Below are 22,068 nucleotides of genomic sequence, written 5' to 3'. Positions count from 1 at the left end.
TCAGGCGCGCGTAAACCCGTCTCGGGATTTCTGACTTGCAGTGAGGCTCAAAGAATTATTCAGCTTCATGACCCGATGCAGCCGCGCTATTCAAAATCATAATCGATAAACAACTCTCCGGAGGTAGAACGCTTGAACGCTTTCGGAAGCGTTCCCGCTGTCTTCTCTGCCTCGTATTCTTGTGTGTCGACCTGGTCGCTTCTGGCCAACTGACCATTCATGCGTCCGCGGAGCGCCTCCAGCAAGGGTTCTCTCGGAACTTCGTTGTAGGCGTGGATCTGGGTAGAGCACATTCCAACGCACCCCATTCGCATGGCAGCGACGGCATCCTTGGGCGTGGCATTGGCACTGCCGTGATGGCCAACCTTGTAGAAATCGATCTTGTTCAGGATCGACTTCGCTTGCTCCGTTAGATCCGTATGTCCTGGGGTGCCGTACGCACCACCATACAGGAAGTTTTCCCAGTTACCCCATTGGGCATCACCGGCGAAAAGCAGATGTCTTCCACGAAAGCTGAACAGGACCACGAGACTTTGGTTGTTCAACGTGTTGTCTGCGGTCTTGGCGCGGGCCGCCAGCAGATTGGGTTGGGCGCCGTTCACAAGTCGTACGATCGCCTGATCGTCGTAGATCCTGAATGCGTCGGCGGGATAGCTGCTCTTGTCGGTATAAAAAGCCCGGGCAAATGGCCGCACGGGTTCGTCGTCCGTCTCATTCTCCTCCATCAAATATTGCTGGCTTTTCTTGGTCATTTGCGAAATCAATTTGGGGTCGATCGGGGGCCCAGGATCGTGGCCGACAGGCCGGCATCGGAAAGAACCTTGGGAAGGACCGGCTGGTCGCCGGCCTTGTAATAATCATGGTCCGCCTGGTTCTTGAACCCGCCGTGCAGGACGTCGAGAGCCTTCTGGTTTTTTGATACCCCGCCGGCAGCAGCAAATCCGCCTGTGATGTTGTCGACCATATCCTTGAGCATCAATGAGCTGTCGTCGGCCCGCGCAGCCAGTCTCATTGAAAGTTGACTGGCCATTGCAGTGAGGCTCGCCTGGAAAGCCATCGCCGTACTGTTTTTGGGATCTTCAAACCACGGCATCCAGACACGATCGACCGTGAACTTGCTGAATATGTCGCTGCAGCTCGCGAAGCCTGAAATGTGGTCGGCGTGCCGGTGAGTCATGATGATGAGGGCCAGCCTGGATCCACATTCTTCGGCCATTTGCCCCACTGCATCCCGGATGCTCCCGAGATCCTGAGAATGAACGCCGCAATCAATAAGAATATGCTCGCTTCCCCCGCCACGGGCTGGCACGCTCAGGAGAAAGAAGTCTCCAAAGCCAACACGATACATCCGCACCCGTAATCCTTTGGCGCTTTCGCCGGAAGGAGCGTCGCCGTCGGACGAATGTGCCTTCTTGCCGGGCTCCGGCACTTCGAGATTTTTATCGCTCTTCTTGACGGAGGCTTTTGCCTTTTTTCCCTTGCTTTTGGAAGAGGACTTCTTTGCGGGTGCCATGATCAAGCTCCGGCGTGCAACAAGCCAAAATCGAGTTGGAAACGGGCATCGTCTCCGGTTTCGTCAACAGCGCCATTGTCAATCTTCTGGCTGATTGCCCGACCGGTCGATGCATAGTACGTCCGCACACGGTCCTCTCGTTCGGCACTATGATCTCGCTCGACGAACTCGCTCCGGTGCTGGACGCCGTCCCTCCAGCGCGTGACGAGGTCAGCATCCGCGTCGAAATGCTCGCGGTGACCGCACAGGACCGGCGTATGGTCCGCAACAAGCTTCCGCGGGTGCGCGCCTTCACGCGGCGCAACGCGATCGACCTCGTCGCGTTCGGCTCCGACAGTCCAACCCGGCTCGGCATCGTGACGGCCGGCAAGGCATTTCAGGACGTGATCGATGGATTGAGACTGCTCGGCATCGACGATGCCATCGCGCGCCGGCTAGGCATCGGCGTACTGAAGGTTGGCCTGATCTATCCGCTCGATCCCGAGCCGCTGAACGCGTTCGCCCGGGCCGTGCCGGAGCTCCTCTTCGTCGAAGAGAAGCGCGCGCACATGGAGCTTCAGGCGGCGGCTCTCCTGTACCACTCCGACAGGCGGCCGAACATTTCCGGAAAGGCGACGCCGGAGAGCGAAGCACTGCTGCCGGCCGACGAGCCGCTGGATGCCGCGACGGCTGCTGTCGCTATCGGGCGTCGCATTCTCGCCACCGGCTCAGCCGAGCGGCCCGACATCGCCGCGCTGCGTGTCGCGTCGTCCGGTCGACTCGATGTCGCACCGCTGGCGCGCCGTCCCGTGTTCTGCTCCGGATGTCCACAACCGTTCGACCAAACTGCCGGACGGTTCGTTCGGCGTGGCTGGCATCGGCTGCCACGGCCTTGTGCAGTTCATGGACCGCAATCCGCTTCCATGCACGCACATGGGAGCGGAGGGAGTGAACTGGATCGGACTGTCGCATTTCACCGAGACGAAGCACGTCTTCGTCAATCTCGGAGACGGCACGTTCTCGCATTCGGGATCGCTGGCGATCCGTGCGGCGGCGGCTTCAAACGCGAACGTGACGTTCAAGATCCTGGCGAACGACGTCGTCGCCATGACGGGAGGACAGAGGGTCGAGAGCGGTCTGTCGGTCGGCGCCATGGTCCGCCAGGTCCTGCTCGAAGGGGCCAAGCGCGTCGTCGTCGTGGCGGAAGACCCGGAAGCCGTCCGATCCAGCCAATCGCTGCCGCCGCAGGTCGAACTCGTCCACCGCACGTAGATGGAGAACGTGCAGCGTGAACTTCGGGAGATTCCCGGGACAACCGTAATCGTCTACGTCCAGATCTGCGCCACCGAGAAGCGCAAGCGGCGCAAGCGCGGCAAGGCACCCGCCGCCGCAAAACGCGTGGTCATCAACCCCGCGGTCTGCGAAGGATGCGGTGACTGCTCGTCCGCGTCGAACTGCATGTCGGTGCAGCCCCTCGAAACGGAGTTCGGCCGCAAGCGACGCATCGACCAGGCCAGTTGCAACAGCGACATGACCTGTCTCGAAGGCTTCTGCCCGTCGTTCGTGACCATCGAGCACGGGGAGGTGAAGAGGCCCGCTCCCATCGACATCGAAGCGGCCGCCGGAAAGCTGCCCGCGCCGGCCGCGCGCAAGTCCGGGCCCGAAGCCTTCGGCATTCTGCTCGCCGGCATCGGCGGCACCGGCGTCGTCACCGCCTCGGCCATTGTCGGCATGGCGGCGCATCTGGAGGGACGGGGCGTCGGAATTTACGACATGACCGGGCTCGCGCAGAAGGGAGGCGCCGTCTACAGCCATCTACGCATCTTCCCGTCGCCGTCCGGCGTCGCTCCGATGCGGCTCGGTCTCGACGACGCCGATCTCTTGATTGCTTCGGATGCGGTCGCCGCCACCCAACTCGACTCGCTGAAGACCGTCCGAGCCGCGACCGAGATTCTGCTCGACGGACAGGTGATGGCTACCCAGGCGTTTCATGAGAACGGAAACGTCGATCTCGACGCCGAACGTCTCGTTCGCCGCCTTGAGCAGCGCGCTGGCCACAAGGCCGTGCGCATCCCGGCGAACGAACTTGCGCGCCGGGCGTTCGGCGATCCCATCGCAGCGAACATGATCATGCTCGGCTACGCGTTCCAGATGGGGATGCTGCTGGTCGATTGGCGCTCGATGGAGCAGGCGATCCGGATTAACGGCGCGGACGTGGACGGTACGCTGCGCGCATTCCGCCTGGGCCGGCTGTATTTCGCCGATCCGCAGGCCGCGGAGGCGCTCCTCGAAGCGGACGAACCTCAGGTGGCCACGGCGCCCGCACCGGTCCGGACCCTGCAGGAGCGCATCAGCGTCCGTGTCGACGCGCTGCGCGCCTACCAAGACACCGCGTACGCCGAGCGTTTCCGCTCCCTGGTGGAGCGCGTGCAGGAGGCCGAGGAGAGGGCGTCGCCAGGCTCCTGCCGCCTGATCGAGGCGGTGGCGACGAACGCGTTTCGCCTGATGGCTTACAAGGACGAATACGAAGTTGCGCGGCTGTTGACAGACGCTACCTTCTGGAGCGGGGTTCGGCGGCGGTTCGACGGTGGCTCGCTCAAGCTTCACCTCGCGCCGCCGATGCTCTCCGGCCGCGATCCAGCCAGCCGGCGTCCGCGCAAGATGGCGTTCTCGGCCACCTTGCTTGTGCCGGCGCTGCGGCTGCTGATGCGCTTCAAGTGGTTGCGTAGGACAGCGTTCGATCCGTTCGGCTGGACACGCGAGCGGAAGTCGGAGCGCCGGCTGCGCGACGAATATCTCGGAACCGTGCAGGAGATCGCCGACGCGCTCGACGGTTCGAATCTCGATGCCGCGATCGCCCTCGCGTCGTACCCGCAGGAGATCCGAGGCTACGGACCCGTCAAGGAAGCCTCGATTGCGCGCGTCGAACCGAAGGCAAAGGAACTCAGATCCCGTTTCGCCGAAGGGGTGCGTAGCCATCTCACCTCGGCCGCGTGAACGTGGGCTAAAACGCATCGTCGTCAGGAGTTTGCATGTACGGAAGTCTGCAGGGACAACGAGTATTGGTCGTGGGCGGCAGTTCGGGCATCGGATTGGCGGTCGCGCAGCAGGGGTGCGAGGCCGGCGCGTTGGTCACCATAGCGTCCCGTTCCGTCACCAAACTCGACGCCGCGCTCTCCGGACTTCCGCGAACCGCAAAGGCGACGCGGATGGATACCGCCGACTATCCCTCCATAGAGACGTTCTTCGCCGGCGAACTGGAATGGGATCACATCGTGGTGTCGGCGGCGCAGACGACGAGTGGTCCGCTCCGGAAAGCCGAACTGAAAGACGCACGCGCCACCATGGAAAGCAAGTTCTGGGGCGCCTATCACGTTGCCCGGGCGGCGAAGATCCGGGATGGAGGCTCGCTCTGCTTCATCTCCGGCTTCAGGAGCGCGCCCCTCCGCAAACACTGTGTTGCAGGGAGCCGTAAACGCGGCGCTCGAGGCGTTGACGCGTGGCCTCGCGCTCGAGTTGGCTCCGGTCCGCGTCAACGCGGTTTCGCCCGGCCTGGTCGCGACGCCAATGTGGTCCGGCATGGCCGAAGCCGAGCGCGAAAAGATGTTCGCCGGTGCGACGGAACGCTTGCCGCTGCGTCGTATCGGAGAGGCATCGAACATCGCGAGCGCGGTCCTCTTTCTCGCGTGCAATCCGTTCGCGACCGGTTCGACCGTCGTCGTCGATGGGGGTGCCACCATCGCGGCGTGAGCGGCTTCCCGATCGTTGGACCGCTTCGACACGCGCGGCTATCATCGAAGAAAGAGCAGATGTTCGTCTATTGAACACAATAATCGGGAGGTTGAAATGGTCTGCAGGTCGACGGCGCTCGCGATTCCCGGTGCGGGAATTCTGTTCGCGGGCGCAGCGCCCGCCGTAGCCCGCAGGCGGATGTTACTTCGCCTGATCTTGTCCTCGTCAACGGAAAGGTCCTGACCCTCGACGAGCAGTCCAGCGTGACCGAGGCGATCGCCGTTCGGGACGGAAAGATTCTCGCGACCGGCAGCAGCGCGTCCATCCGGGCACTCGCCGGAGCGCGCACACGCGTGCTCGACGTGTCCGGCAAGACTGTGATCCCCGGCCTGATCGACACCCATGCCCACTTCAAGGCGGCTGGACTTGGCGACTATGTCGTCGTCATGGGCCGGGCCAAGACGGTCGCGGAAGCGCTTCAGGCCATCAAGGCCTTCGTCGCCAAAAAGAAGCCGGGCGAGTGGATCGTTGGCGGAGCGTGGCACCCTCCGTCACAACTCGCCGAGAAGCGCTACCTGACGAGGCAGGAGATCGACAGCGTCGCTCCGAACAATCCGGTCTACTTGCGCACCGTCGGGCATTTCTCGATGGCGAATACGATGGCTTTGCAGAAGGCAGGCGTCGACAAGACCACCGCAAAGCCAGACGGTGGCTCTTTCGAGCGCGACGCGGCCGGCGAACTGACCGGCGTCCTCGTCGAGACCGCGATCGACCGGGTCGAGAAAGCCGTTCCGCCGTGGACCGAAGAGGATGAAATCAGGCAGTACACGCTTGCGGAAGGCGCGCTGAACAGTTTTGGGATCACAAGCGCGGTCGAAGGCGCCACGGAAGCGCGCGACGTCCGTACGCTGCAGAAGCTCGCCGCGTCCGGACAAGCGACGCTGCGGACGGGATTGATGTACAGACCCGAGCCGCCCGCCGATCTGAGCGCCTGGGAAGCGATCATGTCGGGTAATGGCGCTTCGTCCGGCTTCGGCGACGACTGGGTCAGGTTTGCCGGTATCAAGATTTTCTACGACGGCGGCATGACGCTGAAGACGGCGCTGATGCGCGACGTCTATCCGGACTCGCACGACAACTACCACGGCATCGCCCAGCAGACGCCTGAGCGGCTAAAGCAACTCGTGTCGATCTGCAATCGCTACGGTTGGCGTGTCGGCGTACACGTCGTCGGCGATCTCGGTATCGACCAGGTGCTCGATGCTTTCGAAGTTGCCGACAAGGAGAGATCTATCAAGGACCGGCGTTTCGTTCTCATTCACGCAGTCTGATCAGGTCGGAGCAGATGGAGCGGGCCCACAAGCTGGGGGTCAGGGTCGATTTCCAGAACGTCTTCATGTGGGACAAGGCCGCGACTGTCGAGCGCTTCCTGGGACGGCCGACCGCCGATCGCGCCGTGCCGACCAAGACCTTGATCGAAAGAATGGGGCTAGAGAGCCTCGGCGCCGGAACCGACTTCCCCGTCAACCCGATCAACCCGTTCCTCAACATGTACATCATGGTGACCCGAAAAGATCCCAATGGAAGCGTTTACGGCGCGGCGGAAGCTATCAGTCGCGAACAGGCGCTCCGCCTCTACACGTCGGCAGCTTCGCGCTACACGTTCGACGAAGCACACAAGGGGACGATCCAGCCGGGCAAGCTTGCTGACCTCACGGTCCTTTCCGCGGACTACATGGCCATCCCGGAAGAGCAGATCAAAGACATCAAAGCGGACATCACGCTCGTCGGAGGAAAAGTCGTCTTTCAACGCTGACTCATGGAGGAGACTGACGCCAAGGCGCGTAATGTCGAAGCCGCCAGCATCCGCCGACGCCGGACGCTTGGGCCGAAGCACGGCAGTGCGGAGAGCTGCTCCGGAGACCGGAGGTGTGTTCCTGACATCTGACGGTATTTGAGGATCTGTATCAGTGCTAGCACTGTCAGTGTTGCTTGCGCGCGGGGCGCGCCATCCGGTCGATACACTCCGATAGTTGGCGGAACCGCTGGTGCTTGTGAGGTCCAAAATTATTCTGTGAATTCAAGACCAAAAAATTGCGGCGGATATGCTGTCGGGGTTTGTCCGTCAAGCTCGAGGAATTGTGCTTGCAGATCAACGACGAAACGTCGTCCCAAATGATTGATGGGTGTTATTTCCCGACGTGCCATATTGCTGTGCTGCAGGCGATTGAGACCAATAAGTGATGTGCAACTAAAGCTCCGAGTTCCGCCGGGCAACCGGCTGGCCAACGGGTCGTATAAAAAGAAGTGTTTGGCAGTGTCGGACACGATGGCGACGCGCAGCAGTTCCTTCGCCCGGAGACGGGACAGCATCATGCCTACTTGTAAGACGGCAGGGTCCGATTGCCTGCAGGCACATTCCTGACTTGCAATGAGGATCGGCCAGCGGATGCCTGCAACCAAGCCGTTATGAGCGGCGGACTATCGATCGCCTTCGTTGATTTTGCTGTGTGTTCGCCTGACCGTCCACTAGGTCGGATGAGCAATAGAACGCTTCGTGTTAAGCCCGATGCAGTCGCGCTTTGGTACACGCTCATGCCAGATCCGACATCGCCAGACGGACAGGAAGCAATTTCATCTGTGCGATCTGGTTTGGTACACCAGGTCTCAATTTCATTTTACCCCGACGAAGAGACCTGGTCGTGGGCAAACGACGAGACGCCGCTGCGTACGATCACGAAGGCAGATCTGCGGCAGCTTTCGTTGGTCACCTGGCCAGCTTACGTGCGAACAAGTGCGAACTACGCCGCTCCGGTGGCAGACAGAGCAGTCGTGCGTGCTGCTAAAACCGTGGCGGCTAGGCGCGCTGAAATGGAAATGAAGTTTCGGTCCATTGCAGTCACAAACGACCAAGCTGCCAGGCGCCGTATCGGCGTAAAGATGCTTCGTTCCATCCTGTCGTGACACGGGGAGGGGTATGGCAACTTTCTAAAGTAATGGTTTTTAAAAAACCGGCCGCTCCGGTTTTCACGCGCTTCCACAATTCAGACCCCCAGGGTGAAAATGCCCAGACTACGCGCCCCCATGACCATGGCGAAGATTGAAGGCCGTCACATCAAAAATCCACAGCGCTGCAAACGCAACGAGCCGACCGCCGACGCAATCGGAGATCCTCCAGCGTGGCTAACGGATCCACAGCGGACGGCATGGCGCGAATTCGCTGGCGAACTGCCTTGGTTGAACCGGTCGCACCGAGCGTTGGTGGAAATTGCCTGCACAATGCGTGCTCGTCTCCAGGCGGGCCAAGAGGTCGGCACCAAAACGCTCGCGCTGTTGAGGTCGTGCCTCGCCAGCATGGGCGCAACGCCTGCAGACGCGAGCAAGGTGGCTTGGGCGTCGCCGGAAGAAGAGCCGGATGATTTGTTGGACTAAACGACGGCGAGCACTGGCTTGTTCATCAGAATGACGCTTTCCCGAAGCAATGCGCGCCGCTACATGGAACCAACCTGGATTTGGATGGTTAAACATCGTCCACAATCGGGGAAATCCTCATGACCGACGACCCTTTACCGTCTGCCGATGCACGGCCGCGATCGGTGCTGCCGTTGCTCGTCGCGCTCGTCGCCCTCGTCGTCGCTGGCGGTGCACTTTGGATGAGCTACAGCAACACTACGAAACTTGCCGCTTCGCAAGAACATGCTGCGGTAGCTCCTCCTGCGGACCCTGCCATTGATCAGATTAAGCAGACCTTGGCGTCTCTACAGCAGGCGGTGCAAGGGATCCAGGCTGACCAACAGAAGCTGGCTGCTCAGGTCGGCGACGCTCAACAGAAGACTTCAGCACAACAGGGCGAACAGAAGTTGTTGTCCGACCAGCTCGGCGCATTAAGTGCGCGGGTCAATTCGTTGGAATCGGCAAGGGCAGAAACCTCGGCGCCGGCACCGCAGACCGCTCCAGCTCCGCAAGGAACGAAGCATCGGCGGGAGCGGCCCTGAATTTAGCCGCGAACCTTGCTCGAACTTAGTTCGGCGTCGCCTCACGCGGCTGTCGTTGCGGCCTCGGTTATCCCAACCCCTTAGCCCGGACTACGCGCCGCGCCCCAAGCGGGCGCTTCAACTCCGCGTGTCGAGCGAGACGCCCAACAACGACGCTTTTACCATCGTAGCGGCCGGAGTTCGCTTCAGTGCTTTTGCAATTTTTGCGACGCCGGCCCGCTGCTTGGCTAACGTCTTTAGGTTGCGAACATCATCCTTCGTCCAGCGACGGATTGTCTTTTTCTTTTTGGCCAACTCGGCGCTCCTTCATTGTTAGGAGCGCGCTTTAGCACGTGGCACCGGGAACTCAAACCTGTGCGCGTTCTGCAACGTTCAACTCTAGGAAGTATTAATGTCCACAGATCTAGTAGTCCAACTCGGAGCCAAGCTCGACGCGTTCGCGGCCGATATGAATACGGCCGGTGACATGGCGGATAGCGCTATTAGTCGGATCGAGCAGTCGTTTGCGAGTCTGAATCCAGACTTTGGCGGCTTTGCCGCGCTCGGCGCCGCAGCTACCGGCGCAGCAGGAGCCGTTACCGGCCTTGTGGCTGCGCTGATCAGCGTCAACAGCCAATTGGCGAGCGTTGCGGATGCTGCCAGGTATCTTAGTACAACGACAGACCAGGTCCAGAAACTTCAGTATGCCGCATCGACCGTTGGCATCGGCAATTCTGATTCTTTGGCGGGGCTCCAGAATGCCGGCAAGCTGCTCAATGATGCACTGGTCAACGAGAACTCGCTGACAAAGCTGCTCGACGCAAACGGTGTTCAGTATAAGAACCAGGCCGGTCAACTTATTACGATCAACCAGCTTCTTTCGGCTGGCGCTGACCTCATAAGGAACTCGAACACTCCGGCGGACAAGTCGGTCATCGCCGGCATGCTTGGCCTCGCAAAGGATTGGGTTCCGCTGCTGGATCAGGGATCCGCCGGCCTCAACAAGCTAGAGGGCGCCGCTCAGGACGCAGGATCAGTAATCGATAGCGATATTGTTGAGCGTGCGGCTGATTTCGATAAGAAATGGAAGAACAGTTCGGAGTCCTTTTCTACGTATCTGCGATCTGCGCTCGTTGACCTGGTTCCGCTCTTCGACAATCTGATTGAGAAGGGTGCCAAGCTTTTAAAAAACCTTCCGGGTCGCTCGGATATCCAGGCCAGCAGCGATGCTGCGTTGAAGGGGCTGGCAGAACCAACGGGTGTGTCAGATACGCGCGTTATCAAGATCGACACCGACAATCTTCACAACGCGATTCAAGAGTTTGAGAATTCACCAGCGTTTTCGGTAAGCACCTGGACCGCTCTTGGTGCGGCATTCGCAGCAAGCGTAAAGATACAGTCGCCAGAAGAGGCGGCGAAAACGATATCCGGCTATGCAGCTAGTCAGATTGTCGAGCCGATATATCGATATATCCATCTGAAGAGCAGATGAATGCTGCTTTCAAAAAGCAGTGGGCTGCCGCGGACGCGGCGTCTGACGCAGAACAAGACGCTGACGATATAAAGACGAAGATTCCTGCCAGGAAAACCGGCGGCGATGCCGCCGACTCCTACGACCGAGCCAAGGAGTCGCTCGAAAAGTACACGGCGCGCCTAACGGCTGAGGCCAACGCGCAAGGGCAGGGCGCGGCTGCCACCGAGGAAGCTAAAGCGAACGCCCAGCTTCTGACTGCAGCCCAGCAAGCCGGGATTCCGGTCACGCAAAAAGTCTTGGACCAGATGCAAGATCTGGCGCAGGACGCTGCTGAGGCAGCCGACGCGCTCGCCAAGGCTAAAGTGGCGTCTGACATCTCGCGTGGCCAGCAGACCGCATTGCTGACTCCGCAAGACCTTGCCATTGCCAATCAGCTTAAGGGCATCTACGGCGATGACATCCCGGCTGCGCTAAGATCAAGCGAAGCGGCGTCGCTGCGCTTCAACAGTACAATCCAGCAACTCGGCCAGTTAGGCCAGCAGGTCAACAGCGGATTCCTGGTCGACTTTGAACCCCAGATCCGCAACGGCGCTTCTGCGATGGATGCGCTTAAGACTGCCGGCGTCAGTGCTCTCGGCAAGATTGCTGACAAACTCGCGCAGATGGCGGCCGATAATCTGTGGTCATCGGCGTTTGGTGGCACGTCGGGTGGTGGTCTGCTTGGGCTGTTGGGTGTTGGTGGTAGTCCCGCGTCGAACACTTCCGCGATTAACGCCTCCAATGCCACACTGGCGAGTGGGACGGGCGGCGCATTCTACGGGCCGGGGTTCGCTTCAGGCACAGACAACGCGCCGGGCGGCATGTCGCTCGTTGGCGAGAACGGTCCTGAGATTTTGAACATCCCCAAGGGCGCGCAGGTTATCCCGAACGACATTCTTAGGAATGGCGGAGGCGGTGGGGTTAATGTCAACGCTGGCAGCACGGTGGTCATTCAGGGCGACGCCAGCGATAAGACGGTGGCGCTTATCAAAGCCGCGCTGGCGCAGCATGACGCTACATTGCCCGGCCGCATTGTTTCGACGGTCAGGGATGCCAAGGCGAGGCGGGTGCTGGCTTGAAGGGTTGGGGGGCTGGTCGGGGCGAATGAATTGGATGGTTACGTCAGCAATGCGGACCGTAGTTGATCGGTATCAACAAGCTTGTGGAAATCTGTAAACTAGGCCTTGTTTTATTCTATTTATTCGGAGCGAGGTTAAATGCGGCGTCAGATCATGCCACGCACACGACATTGCAGTGACAAGTTGCAGATCGAGGCAAGGATCGCCAAGCTAGATCGTATGCTTAACAGGTTCCGTCAAATTGACGCGTTGCTGGGCGAGACGGGTCCAGTCGGTCTTAGAAGCGGATTGTTGGAGCTTTCTGCTCGGTCGAGCCGCAGCGCGGACAAGATGCAGCACTGAGGATACGCCATCGCCGCAGCCGTGGCAGGCGGCGGGTGTCACTGCAGCGCTGCGGGGCCGAGGCTTCACTTCGGTCCTGACGTAGCGTTTGTCGGAGCGTTAACGATCGCGGCCAGGCTTGGCAATTTCGGCGCTGGTTTCGTGCTCTTGGGAGCTGCCGGAACTGAAGCGGTCCTCTTCCTATGCTCTAACACGGCTTCACACATCGCGAGGTGTTCGCTCCTCGTTTTCATGAGATAGCCCATTTCTCCCATGCATCCAGCAACAGTTGCGTTGCCGATTTGGCTGCCGACGACACCCTTGTTCATGCCTGCGACAAGAGCACCGGCAAGGCCGTGCCCATCCGGCATATTTGCGGTTGTCGCGATCGAGGCAGCCTGTCCGCGCGAGGAGCAAATGGTCCTTGCTTGTTCAAAGTCGACCTGAAGAACGGGATTGTCCGCCAATCGCTGGCAATCGACGCGTCCCCAAACAAGCGGATCTTCGGGCACGGTTTCAGCTTGAGCAACGCAACCGGCGAGCAAAAGGGCGCCGCCAAGCGCAACAATAATTTTCATAATAATCCCCCAGACAATCCGCAATTTTAGATCGAGTGGGCGTTGGGCGGCAACTAAGCCTTTAGTTGCATTTGAGGCCGATGACTCCCAGCGCTAGCGTTATTATCGGAGCAGGGAATGACCATCCACCTCAAGCTATTACCGCCAGACGACCGCGGCCGCTAACGCAGGGAATGAATTCGTATTGCAGCCTCAAGCCGCGCTTTTGAATCTCGCCGCTCTTGTCCATAAACGCCAATGGTATTCGACACGGATAACAGTGCCACTCCTGCTTCCGAAACCTTGATGCCCAATAAACGAAGCGCCCAGGTTGCCAGCGGCTCTGTCTTAGCGAACGCCTGAAGCTTTGCACCTATTCGCGGTAGCCTTCTTCGGCAGCGCGCAAGCGATCAAGGTCTTCTTTTGTTGCTTCTGTGCCGAAGAAAGGGCCGTAGCCGTCCGTTGATTGTGTTCGATAGCGCGTTGGGACGTTATCGAAGATGATCGCCATTGTTCGAACTTCGATTACCAAGTCTAGGCCGCGACGGAACGGCTTTGCGACAAACTCGGTGAGTATCCAGCCGATAAAACCCGACAATAATCCAAGGGCAATGCTTGTAAGTGTCATCGTGTTTCCAAGCACTGTGAGTTTTTGCTGAGGCCCTACCGCCAACTGCGTGTAACGTTGATTGCGAAGGCGAGTGGCGCGGCGATCGCAGCGCCAAGGAGACCGTAGAACGGTGCTGAGATGATGGCACCAAGCGCGCTTGAACTTGTTTCTATACCGTAGAGCCCACCAACTATGGCAAATCCGACCGTCATTAGAATCAGCAGCCTGTCATTGCGTTCCTCAATCCTATGACGGCGTGCCTCTCTCACGGTCAGTCGATGCGGACCGAAGGGCTCTGTCGAGCCGCAGTGCGGGCAGGCTCGCGCGCTGAACGATACTTGGCCGGAGCAATCGTGGCAGGCCGGCGTGACTGCATTCCTGCCTTGGGCATTCGTTTGGTGATTCATTTAGACCCATCGCCGTTTCGCCGCTGTCGTCCGAGCCACTCTTTCTCGGCTTGATATCAACTGTGATGCGCCGCGCGGCAACATAGCCCGCGTGCCCGCTACCCTAGATCGAGGGGAGTTGCGGGGGCAACTCCTACTTCTTGGCGGCGCTCTCGGACGTGGTTACCTGGGATTTTGGCGCCGATCCTTCCGCGGCCTAGAGTCGAGTAGATCTGGCAGCGGCGGTGCTGGTGGACGAGGCTCAGCGCTCGGCGCGCTGTCTCGATCGGCTTTATCCAACTGCCTGCGATTGATCCCACGCCCAATCAGGCCGGCAACCAACAGCAGCGCGCCCGCCGCAATGAGCCAGTGCGGCAGTTGCAACGATCCTATCGCGGCCTTTATGAAATCCACTATTTTTTGCCTTCAGCCCCAACTCGGGGTGGGGTACCTCAAATATGCCAGCCCATAACCGTAATGAGGATCGCCACCACCACCATGATCTCGCATATGATCTCCACATGCCGCTGGTTACGATGGTAGCTTCATGGCTTGTCCGTTTGCCCCATTCTACAACAACCCGCAGGTCTCCTCACTGCGCAACACAGGCCTATCGCAACTCTACTTTCGCGCAAGCCTCACACCGGCGCCGCCATCAATCAACTCGCCGTCTTCGAGGAAGACAACTCCTGCCGCCTCGAATGCGGCGCGGATATCAGCCACAGTTCTGGGCAGCAGCTCCTCGCCGCGCTCTAGCCTGGTGATGGTATTGGTCGATACGCTGGCGGCCTCTGCGACCTCGCGGACTCCGAGATTTAGGGCGGCGCGAGCCATGCGAGATTGCGAAGCGGAAATCATTAATGCCCCAAAGGTCGTGTTCGTATCCGCTACTTCGTAGCGAAAACGACTTGACGTAGCAACAACTGACATTATGGCTACAGTGTAGCGATTCCGCTACTGGGGAAATTGCAATGGTGTCGGCGGAAATGAACGACCACTTGGTTGATCTTTCGGATACTCAGGTGAAAATTTCGAATCTGAAGAGCGCGGCGGATATTCTGCACTCGCTCGTGCATAAGGACGGGGACGAGGCTCACTCAAGGTGGATGGTTTTGCCAACTAAGCTATGGTCCGCAGAAGAAGAACAAAGGCTTTTACAGTTGATTCGCGAGACGGGTTTGACGCTGCGCGAGATCGCCCAGAAGCTGGGGCGCACCGAGGCCGCAGTCAGCGGCCGGTTGACCGTTTTGCGGAAGCGAACGGCAGAGAAAGACTAAGGTTGCGAGCGCAAGACGACCCGCGTCGAGCACTGCTGCTTCCGGGTCATCACGGGCCGCCCAAGACCAGCATAGTCGTCAAGACGGCCGAAAAAACAAACAACCCCACGATGGCGAACTGTAATAGTCGCTCTGCTCGCATTTGCGCTCCCCCGCAAATCTGTTCGGCGTGCGCGTAACGCGGAAGAGCGCTATTAGTTCCGAGATAGCGCACCTGATTGATATTTTCTGAACGTATCCGATATCAGGGAGACGGTCAGGGACAGAAATCATGAGCGCAAAGGCACGAGAGTTTATCGATTTCTGGGTTGAGAATAGCGTGCACGCTGTGGAGCAATATCGAACAGCCGGCGCATCTCAGGACGTGGCCGAACTCACGCGGCGCATTGTCGAGGCCGCCAAGGGGCAGGGCATCACTGAGGAGGCACTGCGCGAGGAAGTGGGTGACGTGGCTGAGTACATTGATGGCCAGCTTAAGGCTGCGAATAGGGCAGAGGCCGATCGGCGCAGGCCTGCGTAGGCGGCTCACAAAGCTACGCCGCCCGTTTGAAAATCTTACAGGCGGCGCGGCCGTCTAGCCCCGAGAGGGTACGAACAAAATCCCAGATATTGATCCGTCTTGTCGGGCCGAGGAAAGGTTCAAAGATATATGGGCGCCTACTTATCTATCCTGTGAACATCCCCCGGCTCCAGCCTAAGCTCTTCGAACAGTTTTTGCTGCTCGTCCGTTAGCGCCAGGTCCAAGACTTGAGCGGTGGCGCCCTCCGGAGCCTCGGCCAGCACCAGCGTCAGCGCCTGACTTGGCTTGGCGAGCGCAACCCAAATCTGCGTTTTAGTGTCGTCAGCCGTCAGCTCAACGACGGTGAATCTGGTGCCGTAGGACTCGCCCATGACAGCCAATTCGGCACCGACAATGCGGTTTCTATTCGGCCTATCAATCCGGTGGCCGCAGACCGGGCGATCTCAGCCATTCGCTCAAGTGCGCGCCGGTCTCCGCTTGGCGAGCGCGCTTGAGCAGCGCCTCCTTCTCGACGCCGGCCGGCATTGCTTTGGCTCTCTCCCGAAGCTCATCGGCTTGATGGGCAAGCCGCTCTTCCAGAGTTTCAATTTGTTTGATTCGTTTACGACGCTTGATCGTCATGCGCTTTCCCTTTTCCATTCCGTGAGGAGGCGAAATCGCGGTGACGGCGTTCCATCACCGATTTAAATGCCAAGGGCCGTGCGGCGACGAATTACAATTAACCGGCGGGCAATTTGGTTTCGCTAACCTATGTTAAGCCACTGATTTATTTTGAGAATTACTCAAGGTGCGCGAACTACTCATTTAGCTTGCTCAAGACAATGCGAGCGGCTGCTACCCTCCGTAGTGAGCGGGTCGCTCCAGTAACGGATTGTTACGGTTGAAATTACGGTTTGTGCGGCATTCGTTCTGGCCGCGCGGCCGGCGAGGTAAAAGGCCGCTTCCTATTTGTTGGGGACAAAAGAACGGCTTGCAACGTAGATACATTGCGTAGATACACGTGAAAAGACGCCCATAATAAGCCATTGTAATTTCAATAGAAATATTGTCAGCCCTCGTCGTTCGATTCCCCTAGGGAGCGCCATAAATTTCAATGACTTAGGTTCGTTTCGGGCAAGTTGTCGAATATCCGTTGAATAAGCGTCGGCGAACGTTGGCGAACTCCGCCACAGTGATCTGAACAGGTACCCGTGCCGCAAGCGAAAGCTTCCGCATCTTCGGCGGTGCGACCGAGTTCGGCGCGACCGGAAGAAGAACTCCCCACGACGGCGATCAGGAATATCATTTCGTCAGGCTCGACGATCCGAGCTTCCCGAAGCCTCGCCGATTAGGGTCGACGGTTACGCCGCTTCAACTTTGATCTTGTCGCGCCGGGCCGGCGACCAACCAGGAACTCGGTGATCCGCCTAAGAGACGGCGCATTCGCACGTTGCTCACCAGGTGCGAAGATCGCAGCAAAACTCATCAAAGCGAACGATACGCAGTTTGCTCAACAGTCACAGGCTATCGCCGATCAACTCACGGCCAAGCAAATTGCGCGCACATTGCCCGGCGGCATCGTCGTAGTGTTCTCTGGGACAGTTGGGAGCCCTGCGCGCCCCTTTCTCGGCATCATCAAAGCTGAAACGCAATCGGGATTTCTGCGCGAGGTGAAGAGAGGCGCGTTGGACGCTGCCTACTTGAAGGACTTGTTCCTTACGCCTGCCGCCAAGCTCTACAAGATTGGTATGTTCGTCCACGTCGACCCAGCAGCGGACGTTAAGAAGTTTCCGGATGGGTGGAAGGCTTTCGTCTTCGACAGCCACATGAGCAGCGCGAACCGCGACGGCGCCGCCCAGTATTTCTACGAAGCATTTCTTTGCTGCGTCATCCCTCAGAACAGCGCTTTTTTAACCAAAGCCTTCTTCGATCACACTAAGGCATTCATCAAGTCCTTGGATGTCCCGCAAGAGAAGCGGGCAGTCTTGATGACAGGCCTGTACACCTACCTAAAGATCGACCAGGCGCCCACGCTCAGCGTGAACTCGTTCGCGAAGACTTTCTTCAAAGACGAAACCGCGGACGACTTCCAGACGTTTATGAAGGCCAAGAAGTTTCCAATGACCGCAATACAGAAGGATATCGCGGATCTTCATAGTCAACTGCGCCCTCGCAAAATGGTATTCTCGAACAGCATCAAATTCACTGCTCCACCTGAGGCTTTCAAGGAGATGGTCACTGTTGAGACCATCGATGGCAAAGCGAGTGACGGTACGTCGCAGCAATGGACGGGGATCACAGTGCGCGATCACATCCGCGATCAGTCATGACCGAAGAAGAGTTCTTAGCGCGTTGGAACCAAGAACGTCCTATCTACGAGAAATGGGGCGAGCGCGTAGCCGAGCGGCACCGCGGGAGGCTCGATCTTGTTTTCTTGAGAGCCGGACGATGAGACGTGGCCAGCTTGAAGGTTGCAGTCGGAGCGTAGGCAACGTTTTTTAAGGGCCGCTACAGTCAAGCCGCGCATCAGCTTCTGCAAGTCATGTTCCGGCGTGATGCGGACCATTGACCCGCGGCTATTCTGGAGTTTCTGTCACGATGCAGCAACGTATTCGTCGACCGCCTTCCGGGCATGTCCCGACGATCATGCAGTTCCCAACGCAATCCTTGGGGCACAAAGACGGGCATGTATCCTTCCGAAAGTCCATGGCTCTGGGCGTACGAAATTGCGCTGTGAAGGTCCTTGCGCACCGTCCAATAACGAACGAGGGCTTCGGCCTTGAACCATGCCGCTCGGCGTTGGCTTCGAAGCCTCCGGTTTTTGGCCGTTCCGGTCGGAAGATCTTCGGTCGAAAACCATTCAGACAGGCGGCTTGGCAGATAGGGACGCGCTCGACGCGCCCCTGGTTGCTGGAATTGGATGACATTGCTGATACTGGCGTCCATCATGGTCGATCTCCTTGGATTGTTGCGTTGACCTGAGTTGTGCTCAGCGCTGCGTGGTCGATTCCCGCAACCAGCCGAACAGTTGCGGCCAGAGCGGATCGAAGTGGTCGCAGAGAGCCTGGAACGCGGTCTGCGCCGCGCTCTCGACGAGCTGGATATGCAGGGAGGGCCAGATGGCGGTTGCCTGAGCTTCCGGTGACCAGTGGCCGGTCTCAAAGCCCTTCCGGACGCCGTCCAGCGTCTCATGGAAGAAGCCGCCGCACTGGCCGACGGTCCCAAACCTCAGCGCCAGCGTGCCAATCTCGCGTTGCTGTACCGGTGCCAGCTTGTCCCAAGCCGCGGCGGCATCGAATGTCGCCAACTCTTTGAAGGTAGACAGCCGATCGGAGAGGGGGATTTCAGCCGGCGCCGGAATGGGAGTAGCCGGCATATCCCGACGCACGCCGATCATGGTGCTGGCGTTCCAGTGAGCGCTGCGCTTCCGGTCTCCCTTTTGAAGCGCGACCTCGACTTTGCCGCGCGGCGTCCGAGCGCCGATGCTCACCGATAGGACGGTTTCGCCGGAGCCAGTGACATCACCACGGCGGAGATGGCGGGCTGGGACTTGGAGCGCGCGAGGGTTGGAGGGGGCCAGCATGGGAGTCTCCTCAGAAGGCCGAGCGGCGCACGCCATCGCGGGCGGGACCAAAAGCGGTGATTAGGACGTATTCGACGGGCAGCCGTGGCGCTCGCGCCAAGCCGTCTGGAGCTGCGGGATCGGGCCGGCATGCTCGCGGAGAGCGGAGCGGAGGGACCGCGGCGTAATGGCGCCATATGTTGCCAGAGCCTCACGGCGGGCGAGGCCCTTCAGGACCCACAGGTTCACCTCACCGGTCGCCTCGTCGATCAGGTTGTGACGGCTGAGGATGCGAGAAGGCATAGCTCCGCCGGCCGCTGAAACGGTGGGTTTGGTCATTGGGATTGCCTTTGACGATCAGTCTTGATACAAAATGGATCATATCCCTGATCCAAAAAGTGTCAATCGACAATTACCATGATTTCCATCGAACAGATAAGAGCAGCCCGCGGTCTGCTGGGATGGTCTCAGACCGAACTAGCGGAAGCAGCAAAGCGCTCGTTGCCAACAATCAAACGTCTCGAAAGGGAGGGCGACGACGGGCCGTCCGTTTCAGAAGACGTTCGAGAGGCTGTCCGAATCGCCCTCGAGAAAGCTGGCGTCGAGTTCATCCCTGAGAACGGCGGCGGAGCGGGGGTGAGGATGAGGAAGCGAGGGAAGGCCCGGTAAGACCGCTCTAGGAACCGCGTGGCGCATCCCGCGTTCCCAACCTGCATTGTGGGAGCACCTGGGATGACGACCGACGACGTCGTGGCGGATCCGCCACAATCGGAAGCCGCTGTAACGCTTCGGGCCTTCTCGAGCCCACTCGTCGACAATGACACAATGCCGACCTGGCTCGACCGCCTCTCCAGGGCCACCCGCGAAGCTCCAATCCAATCTCTGATGGTCGCGTTCTTGATCGGCGTGATGTTGGCGCGAAGGTGACCGGACAATGCGCCGGCGAACTACATCAGGATGGCACAGGGCGCGAATATCGAGAGCGGTGCGTGGGGGCCATTCCAGCGGCCCGCGCTTGGCATTGCTAAGCGGTTCTGGCATCCGGCATTGCTGGACGGCGTGGATAGAGAAGAAGTTCGGGAGGGGGAGACAATCGTCAATGGCATTCTCATCGCAGGCAAGGATTGGTCACCGATCTCATAGACTCGTGGCTGCGGGCTAAAGATCATTGGGTGACCGAGGCTGAGAAACGCAATGGCCGGGCGCGTTCCCGTAGAGCGGGTTCGTCCGTCGAAACAGCCGCCGATGCTCCGGCAGCCTGGCGCGCCGACACCTTGCCGGCGATGTCGACGGCCACCACGACGGCGCCGTTAGCCGCCATCTCAACGGCGATCGCCCGGCCGATTCCGCGCGCCGCGCCGTCACGACGACGACTTTGTCCCGGGGCATGGAGCCCCGGCCGGGTCGAATCGGACCGGCGCTGCGCTCGGGCGGCGCCTCGGGCACCGGCTTGCGTCGAGCTGCTTCGGACCGCTGTTGGAGCGTACCTGCGCGGTTGCAGCTGCCGCGGCGAATGCGCCAGCCGCTGCTACGCCCCTCAGTATTCCGCGCCGTACCCGATCTGTCATTCGAAGCTCCCTTGTTCGAGGCTAGGCAACGGGCGAGGGACGGCAGCGTTCCTGCCGCGTCGGCCCTGAGACGCGGTGCGCTCGGTTGCAACGCACTTCTTCCGAGCGATGATCTCCGCACGAGGTTTGGGCGACGAAGTCGAGGTTTTTCGACATTCGACCCGCGAGGTCGGCTTACGTGTACTAGAACGACCTCAACGGAGCGAAGCTTATTCGGACTGCTCGAGCGCTGTCGGCATCCTAGCGACCGACATCAAGGAGCGGGCGACCTGATTGAGCAATTGGTCAGCATTTTCCTCTTCGGCTAGTGATTTCGACAGGAGTGCGACGATTGCGCTGTGACGAAGCTGGCTCGCGAGGTTGCGGGCCGTGCTGTATCCGGCGATCTCGTAGTGTTCGACGCGCTGGGCTGCGCCGATCAGCGCGAGATCGGCAGCTGCATTCTCCTTTTTGCATCCCTCGGCGATGACTTCTTCCCCTTCCTCGACCAGTCCCATCATGCCCTTGCAAGGTTTGGCGCGTGCGGACGAACCCAACAATTCGAAGCATTCGTTCAGACGTTCGACCTGCGCTTCGGTTTCGGTCAGGTGTTGTTCGAAGAGTTCGCGCAACTGATCGAATCGGGCCGCCTTTGCCATCTTGGGAAGCGCCTTGGTCAATTGCTTTTCAGCGTGCAAGATGTCGCGCAGTTCGTTGACCAGGAGGTCACTGAGCCCGGCCTCGTCCGCGGCCGGCGAACTTTCGGTAACGATGGCCCTGTCTGCGGAAATGTCGCCCGCCTGGATCGCGGGCGATTCCGTGAAGACCCAGTCGCCTCCTTCGTTCCAGGGACCACGGGCGTCGATCTCGCCGTGGTCTCCCGATCCGGTCGAGTCGTTGAAGTATTGATCGACCAGTCCGGGCGTGGGCGCGACGCGGCCGATGCTGAGCGACGGCTTGCCTAGACTTTCCAGCGCGAGAGAGAACGCCTTCATGTGGGTGATTTCGCGCGTCATCAGAAACTGCAGCGCGTCCCTGGTGCCGGCATCGTCACAGAAATTGATGAGGCGTTCGTAGACGATCTTCGCACGGGCCTCGGCGGCAATGTTGCTGCGCAGATCGACATCGAGCTCCCCGGTAATCTTGAGGTAGTCGGCCGTCCAGGCGTTACCCTGCGAATTGAACAGATTGACGCCGCCACCGCCGGCGATGGCGATCAGGGGATCGGCCTCCGCCGCTTCCCGATCGAATTTCGACGGCTTGAGATGCATCCGCGCCAGAGTGCCGACGATCTCGAGATGGCTGAGTTCCTCGGTGCCGATGTCCATGAGCAGATCCTTGCGGTCGGGATCCTCGCAGTTGAGGCCTTGGATCGAATACTGCATCGCGGCGGCGAGCTCGCCGTTGGCGCCGCCGAACTGCTCGAGCAGCATGTTGCCGAAGCGGACATCGGGCTCGTCGACGCGGACGGTAAACATGAGTTTTTTGACGTGGTGATACATTTTTCGTCTCCTACGGC

Annotated in this window: 25 protein-coding genes and 2 pseudogenes; 15 read left to right on the top strand and 12 right to left on the bottom strand. The window is 59.6% G+C overall.

The window, feature by feature from the left end; genetic code table 11:
* Window positions 1-86: 86 nt before the first annotated feature.
* Together IC762_RS35510 and IC762_RS35505 are read right to left on the bottom strand one after the other, a co-directional pair.
* Window positions 87-752 (bottom strand): hypothetical protein, encoded by a 666-nt coding sequence (locus tag IC762_RS35510; protein WP_246801328.1) that lies wholly within the window; start codon window positions 750-752, stop codon window positions 87-89.
* An 8-nt stretch (window positions 753-760) separates the two neighbouring features.
* Window positions 761-1,513: a hypothetical protein gene (locus tag IC762_RS35505; RefSeq protein ID WP_246801327.1), complete on the bottom strand. Its 753-nt coding sequence runs from the start codon at window positions 1,511-1,513 to the stop codon at window positions 761-763.
* A 657-nt stretch (window positions 1,514-2,170) separates the two neighbouring features.
* Between IC762_RS35505 and IC762_RS30545 the strand changes: the two genes are divergently transcribed.
* The 4 genes and pseudogenes from IC762_RS30545 (at window position 2,171) to IC762_RS35750 (ending at window position 7,040) form a co-directional block, all read left to right on the top strand.
* Window positions 2,171-2,764, top strand: coding sequence for a thiamine pyrophosphate-dependent enzyme (locus IC762_RS30545; protein WP_195785825.1), 594 nt, complete (start codon window positions 2,171-2,173; stop codon window positions 2,762-2,764).
* The gene (locus IC762_RS30540; RefSeq protein WP_195785824.1) at window positions 2,765-4,489 is read left to right on the top strand and encodes a DUF6537 domain-containing protein; all 1,725 of its coding nucleotides are present in this window, start codon (window positions 2,765-2,767) and stop codon (window positions 4,487-4,489) included.
* A gap of 35 nt (window positions 4,490-4,524) precedes the next feature.
* A pseudogene (locus tag IC762_RS30535) lies at window positions 4,525-5,242 on the top strand (SDR family oxidoreductase).
* Window positions 5,243-5,487: 245 nt separating this feature from the next.
* A pseudogene (locus tag IC762_RS35750) lies at window positions 5,488-7,040 on the top strand (amidohydrolase).
* 251 nt (window positions 7,041-7,291) lie between these two features.
* On the opposite strand, the gene IC762_RS30525 reads toward IC762_RS35750, so the two are convergent.
* Window positions 7,292-7,687, bottom strand: coding sequence for a hypothetical protein (locus tag IC762_RS30525; RefSeq protein WP_195785823.1), 396 nt, complete (start codon window positions 7,685-7,687; stop codon window positions 7,292-7,294).
* Window positions 7,688-7,693: 6 nt separating this feature from the next.
* Between IC762_RS30525 and IC762_RS35855 the strand changes: the two genes are divergently transcribed.
* The 3 genes from IC762_RS35855 to IC762_RS30510 all read left to right on the top strand — a co-directional run bounded on the left by IC762_RS35855 (window position 7,694) and on the right by IC762_RS30510 (window position 9,219).
* The gene (locus IC762_RS35855; protein ID WP_433995861.1) at window positions 7,694-8,188 is read left to right on the top strand and encodes an HK97 family phage prohead protease; all 495 of its coding nucleotides are present in this window, start codon (window positions 7,694-7,696) and stop codon (window positions 8,186-8,188) included.
* A gap of 120 nt (window positions 8,189-8,308) precedes the next feature.
* Window positions 8,309-8,656, top strand: coding sequence for a hypothetical protein (locus IC762_RS30515; RefSeq protein WP_246801326.1), 348 nt, complete (start codon window positions 8,309-8,311; stop codon window positions 8,654-8,656).
* Between the two features lie 119 nt (window positions 8,657-8,775).
* Entirely contained in the window at window positions 8,776-9,219 is a 444-nt protein-coding gene (locus tag IC762_RS30510; protein WP_195785820.1) for a hypothetical protein, read from the top strand.
* A gap of 117 nt (window positions 9,220-9,336) precedes the next feature.
* Here the strand turns inward: IC762_RS30510 and IC762_RS30505 are convergent, their stop codons facing one another.
* Entirely contained in the window at window positions 9,337-9,513 is a 177-nt protein-coding gene (locus IC762_RS30505; RefSeq protein WP_195785819.1) for a hypothetical protein, read from the bottom strand.
* 97 nt (window positions 9,514-9,610) lie between these two features.
* Here IC762_RS30505 and IC762_RS30500 point away from each other — a divergent pair, with 97 nt between their 5' ends.
* The gene (locus tag IC762_RS30500) at window positions 9,611-10,690 is read left to right on the top strand and encodes a hypothetical protein (RefSeq protein ID WP_195785818.1); all 1,080 of its coding nucleotides are present in this window, start codon (window positions 9,611-9,613) and stop codon (window positions 10,688-10,690) included.
* Window positions 10,687-11,790, top strand: coding sequence for a hypothetical protein (locus IC762_RS30495; protein WP_195785817.1), 1,104 nt, complete (start codon window positions 10,687-10,689; stop codon window positions 11,788-11,790). Before IC762_RS30500 ends, IC762_RS30495 begins: the two co-directional genes overlap by 4 nt.
* A 407-nt stretch (window positions 11,791-12,197) precedes the next feature.
* Here the strand turns inward: IC762_RS30495 and IC762_RS30490 are convergent, their stop codons facing one another.
* The 3 genes from IC762_RS30490 to IC762_RS30480 all read right to left on the bottom strand — a co-directional run bounded on the left by IC762_RS30490 (window position 12,198) and on the right by IC762_RS30480 (window position 14,594).
* Window positions 12,198-12,689, bottom strand: a complete 492-nt coding sequence (locus IC762_RS30490; protein ID WP_195785816.1) for a hypothetical protein — start codon at window positions 12,687-12,689, stop codon at window positions 12,198-12,200.
* A 352-nt stretch (window positions 12,690-13,041) separates the two neighbouring features.
* A complete protein-coding gene (locus IC762_RS30485) occupies window positions 13,042-13,296 on the bottom strand; it encodes a hypothetical protein (protein ID WP_195785815.1) in 255 nt (84 codons plus the stop codon).
* Between the two features lie 989 nt (window positions 13,297-14,285).
* Window positions 14,286-14,594 (bottom strand): helix-turn-helix domain-containing protein, encoded by a 309-nt coding sequence (locus tag IC762_RS30480; protein WP_433995860.1) that lies wholly within the window; start codon window positions 14,592-14,594, stop codon window positions 14,286-14,288.
* A 41-nt stretch (window positions 14,595-14,635) separates the two neighbouring features.
* Between IC762_RS30480 and IC762_RS30475 the strand changes: the two genes are divergently transcribed.
* A complete protein-coding gene (locus tag IC762_RS30475; RefSeq protein WP_195790442.1) occupies window positions 14,636-14,941 on the top strand; it encodes a sigma factor-like helix-turn-helix DNA-binding protein in 306 nt (101 codons plus the stop codon).
* Between the two features lie 271 nt (window positions 14,942-15,212).
* A complete protein-coding gene (locus tag IC762_RS30470) occupies window positions 15,213-15,461 on the top strand; it encodes a hypothetical protein (protein ID WP_195785814.1) in 249 nt (82 codons plus the stop codon).
* A gap of 137 nt (window positions 15,462-15,598) precedes the next feature.
* On the opposite strand, the gene IC762_RS30465 is transcribed toward IC762_RS30470, so the two are convergent.
* Window positions 15,599-15,832, bottom strand: a complete 234-nt coding sequence (locus IC762_RS30465; protein ID WP_195785813.1) for a hypothetical protein — start codon at window positions 15,830-15,832, stop codon at window positions 15,599-15,601.
* Window positions 15,833-15,875: 43 nt separating this feature from the next.
* A complete protein-coding gene (locus IC762_RS30460) occupies window positions 15,876-16,082 on the bottom strand; it encodes a hypothetical protein (protein ID WP_349629737.1) in 207 nt (68 codons plus the stop codon).
* 592 nt (window positions 16,083-16,674) lie between these two features.
* On the opposite strand from IC762_RS30460, the gene IC762_RS35740 reads away from it, so the two are divergent.
* A complete protein-coding gene (locus IC762_RS35740; RefSeq protein WP_195790359.1) occupies window positions 16,675-16,821 on the top strand; it encodes a hypothetical protein in 147 nt (48 codons plus the stop codon).
* A 37-nt stretch (window positions 16,822-16,858) separates the two neighbouring features.
* Window positions 16,859-17,770 (top strand): nucleoid-associated protein, encoded by a 912-nt coding sequence (locus IC762_RS30450; protein WP_195785812.1) that lies wholly within the window; start codon window positions 16,859-16,861, stop codon window positions 17,768-17,770.
* Between the two features lie 659 nt (window positions 17,771-18,429).
* Here IC762_RS30450 and IC762_RS30445 read toward each other — a convergent pair.
* Window positions 18,430-19,023, bottom strand: a complete 594-nt coding sequence (locus IC762_RS30445; protein WP_195785811.1) for a hypothetical protein — start codon at window positions 19,021-19,023, stop codon at window positions 18,430-18,432.
* 60 nt (window positions 19,024-19,083) lie between these two features.
* Window positions 19,084-19,341 carry a hypothetical protein gene (locus tag IC762_RS30440; protein WP_195785810.1) on the bottom strand — a complete coding sequence of 86 codons (258 nt, stop codon included), beginning with the start codon at window positions 19,339-19,341 and terminating at the stop codon, window positions 19,084-19,086.
* Window positions 19,342-19,419: 78 nt separating this feature from the next.
* Here IC762_RS30440 and IC762_RS30435 point away from each other — a divergent pair, with 78 nt between their 5' ends.
* Window positions 19,420-19,671, top strand: coding sequence for a helix-turn-helix domain-containing protein (locus IC762_RS30435; protein WP_195785809.1), 252 nt, complete (start codon window positions 19,420-19,422; stop codon window positions 19,669-19,671).
* A gap of 63 nt (window positions 19,672-19,734) precedes the next feature.
* Entirely contained in the window at window positions 19,735-19,929 is a 195-nt protein-coding gene (locus tag IC762_RS30430) for a hypothetical protein (RefSeq protein ID WP_195785808.1), read from the top strand.
* Window positions 19,930-20,779: 850 nt separating this feature from the next.
* Here the strand turns inward: IC762_RS30430 and IC762_RS30425 are convergent.
* Complete coding sequence (locus tag IC762_RS30425; RefSeq protein ID WP_195785807.1) at window positions 20,780-22,051, bottom strand: DUF892 family protein; 1,272 nt, start codon at window positions 22,049-22,051, stop codon at window positions 20,780-20,782.
* Window positions 22,052-22,068 lie beyond the last annotated feature (17 nt).

This window comes from Bradyrhizobium genosp. L (assembly GCF_015624485.1).
Classification (GTDB): Bacteria; Pseudomonadota; Alphaproteobacteria; order Rhizobiales; family Xanthobacteraceae; genus Bradyrhizobium.
This window is presented reverse-complemented; position numbering and strand designations above follow the sequence as displayed.

What these genes read in the sequence shown, in the direction of transcription:
- IC762_RS35510 (WP_246801328.1), bottom strand. Translation starts at nt 752, where the DNA reads ATGACCAAGAAAAGCCAGCAATATTTGATGGAGGAGAATGAGACGGAC.
- IC762_RS35505 (WP_246801327.1), bottom strand. Translation starts at nt 1,513, where the DNA reads ATGGCACCCGCAAAGAAGTCCTCTTCCAAAAGCAAGGGAAAAAAGGCA.
- IC762_RS30545 (WP_195785825.1), top strand. Translation starts at nt 2,171, where the DNA reads ATGCCGCGACGGCTGCTGTCGCTATCGGGCGTCGCATTCTCGCCACCG.
- IC762_RS30540 (WP_195785824.1), top strand. Translation starts at nt 2,765, where the DNA reads ATGGAGAACGTGCAGCGTGAACTTCGGGAGATTCCCGGGACAACCGTA.
- IC762_RS35855 (WP_433995861.1), top strand. Translation starts at nt 7,694, where the DNA reads ATGAGCGGCGGACTATCGATCGCCTTCGTTGATTTTGCTGTGTGTTCG.
- IC762_RS30515 (WP_246801326.1), top strand. Translation starts at nt 8,309, where the DNA reads ATGACCATGGCGAAGATTGAAGGCCGTCACATCAAAAATCCACAGCGC.
- IC762_RS30510 (WP_195785820.1), top strand. Translation starts at nt 8,776, where the DNA reads ATGACCGACGACCCTTTACCGTCTGCCGATGCACGGCCGCGATCGGTG.
- IC762_RS30500 (WP_195785818.1), top strand. Translation starts at nt 9,611, where the DNA reads ATGTCCACAGATCTAGTAGTCCAACTCGGAGCCAAGCTCGACGCGTTC.
- IC762_RS30495 (WP_195785817.1), top strand. Translation starts at nt 10,687, where the DNA reads ATGAATGCTGCTTTCAAAAAGCAGTGGGCTGCCGCGGACGCGGCGTCT.
- IC762_RS30490 (WP_195785816.1), bottom strand. Translation starts at nt 12,689, where the DNA reads ATGAAAATTATTGTTGCGCTTGGCGGCGCCCTTTTGCTCGCCGGTTGC.
- IC762_RS30485 (WP_195785815.1), bottom strand. Translation starts at nt 13,296, where the DNA reads ATGACACTTACAAGCATTGCCCTTGGATTATTGTCGGGTTTTATCGGC.
- IC762_RS30480 (WP_433995860.1), bottom strand. Translation starts at nt 14,594, where the DNA reads ATGTCAGTTGTTGCTACGTCAAGTCGTTTTCGCTACGAAGTAGCGGAT.
- IC762_RS30475 (WP_195790442.1), top strand. Translation starts at nt 14,636, where the DNA reads ATGGTGTCGGCGGAAATGAACGACCACTTGGTTGATCTTTCGGATACT.
- IC762_RS30470 (WP_195785814.1), top strand. Translation starts at nt 15,213, where the DNA reads ATGAGCGCAAAGGCACGAGAGTTTATCGATTTCTGGGTTGAGAATAGC.
- IC762_RS30465 (WP_195785813.1), bottom strand. Translation starts at nt 15,832, where the DNA reads ATGGGCGAGTCCTACGGCACCAGATTCACCGTCGTTGAGCTGACGGCT.
- IC762_RS30460 (WP_349629737.1), bottom strand. Translation starts at nt 16,082, where the DNA reads ATGACGATCAAGCGTCGTAAACGAATCAAACAAATTGAAACTCTGGAA.
- IC762_RS30445 (WP_195785811.1), bottom strand. Translation starts at nt 19,023, where the DNA reads ATGCTGGCCCCCTCCAACCCTCGCGCGCTCCAAGTCCCAGCCCGCCAT.
- IC762_RS30440 (WP_195785810.1), bottom strand. Translation starts at nt 19,341, where the DNA reads ATGACCAAACCCACCGTTTCAGCGGCCGGCGGAGCTATGCCTTCTCGC.
- IC762_RS30435 (WP_195785809.1), top strand. Translation starts at nt 19,420, where the DNA reads ATGATTTCCATCGAACAGATAAGAGCAGCCCGCGGTCTGCTGGGATGG.
- IC762_RS30430 (WP_195785808.1), top strand. Translation starts at nt 19,735, where the DNA reads ATGACGACCGACGACGTCGTGGCGGATCCGCCACAATCGGAAGCCGCT.
- IC762_RS30425 (WP_195785807.1), bottom strand. Translation starts at nt 22,051, where the DNA reads ATGTATCACCACGTCAAAAAACTCATGTTTACCGTCCGCGTCGACGAG.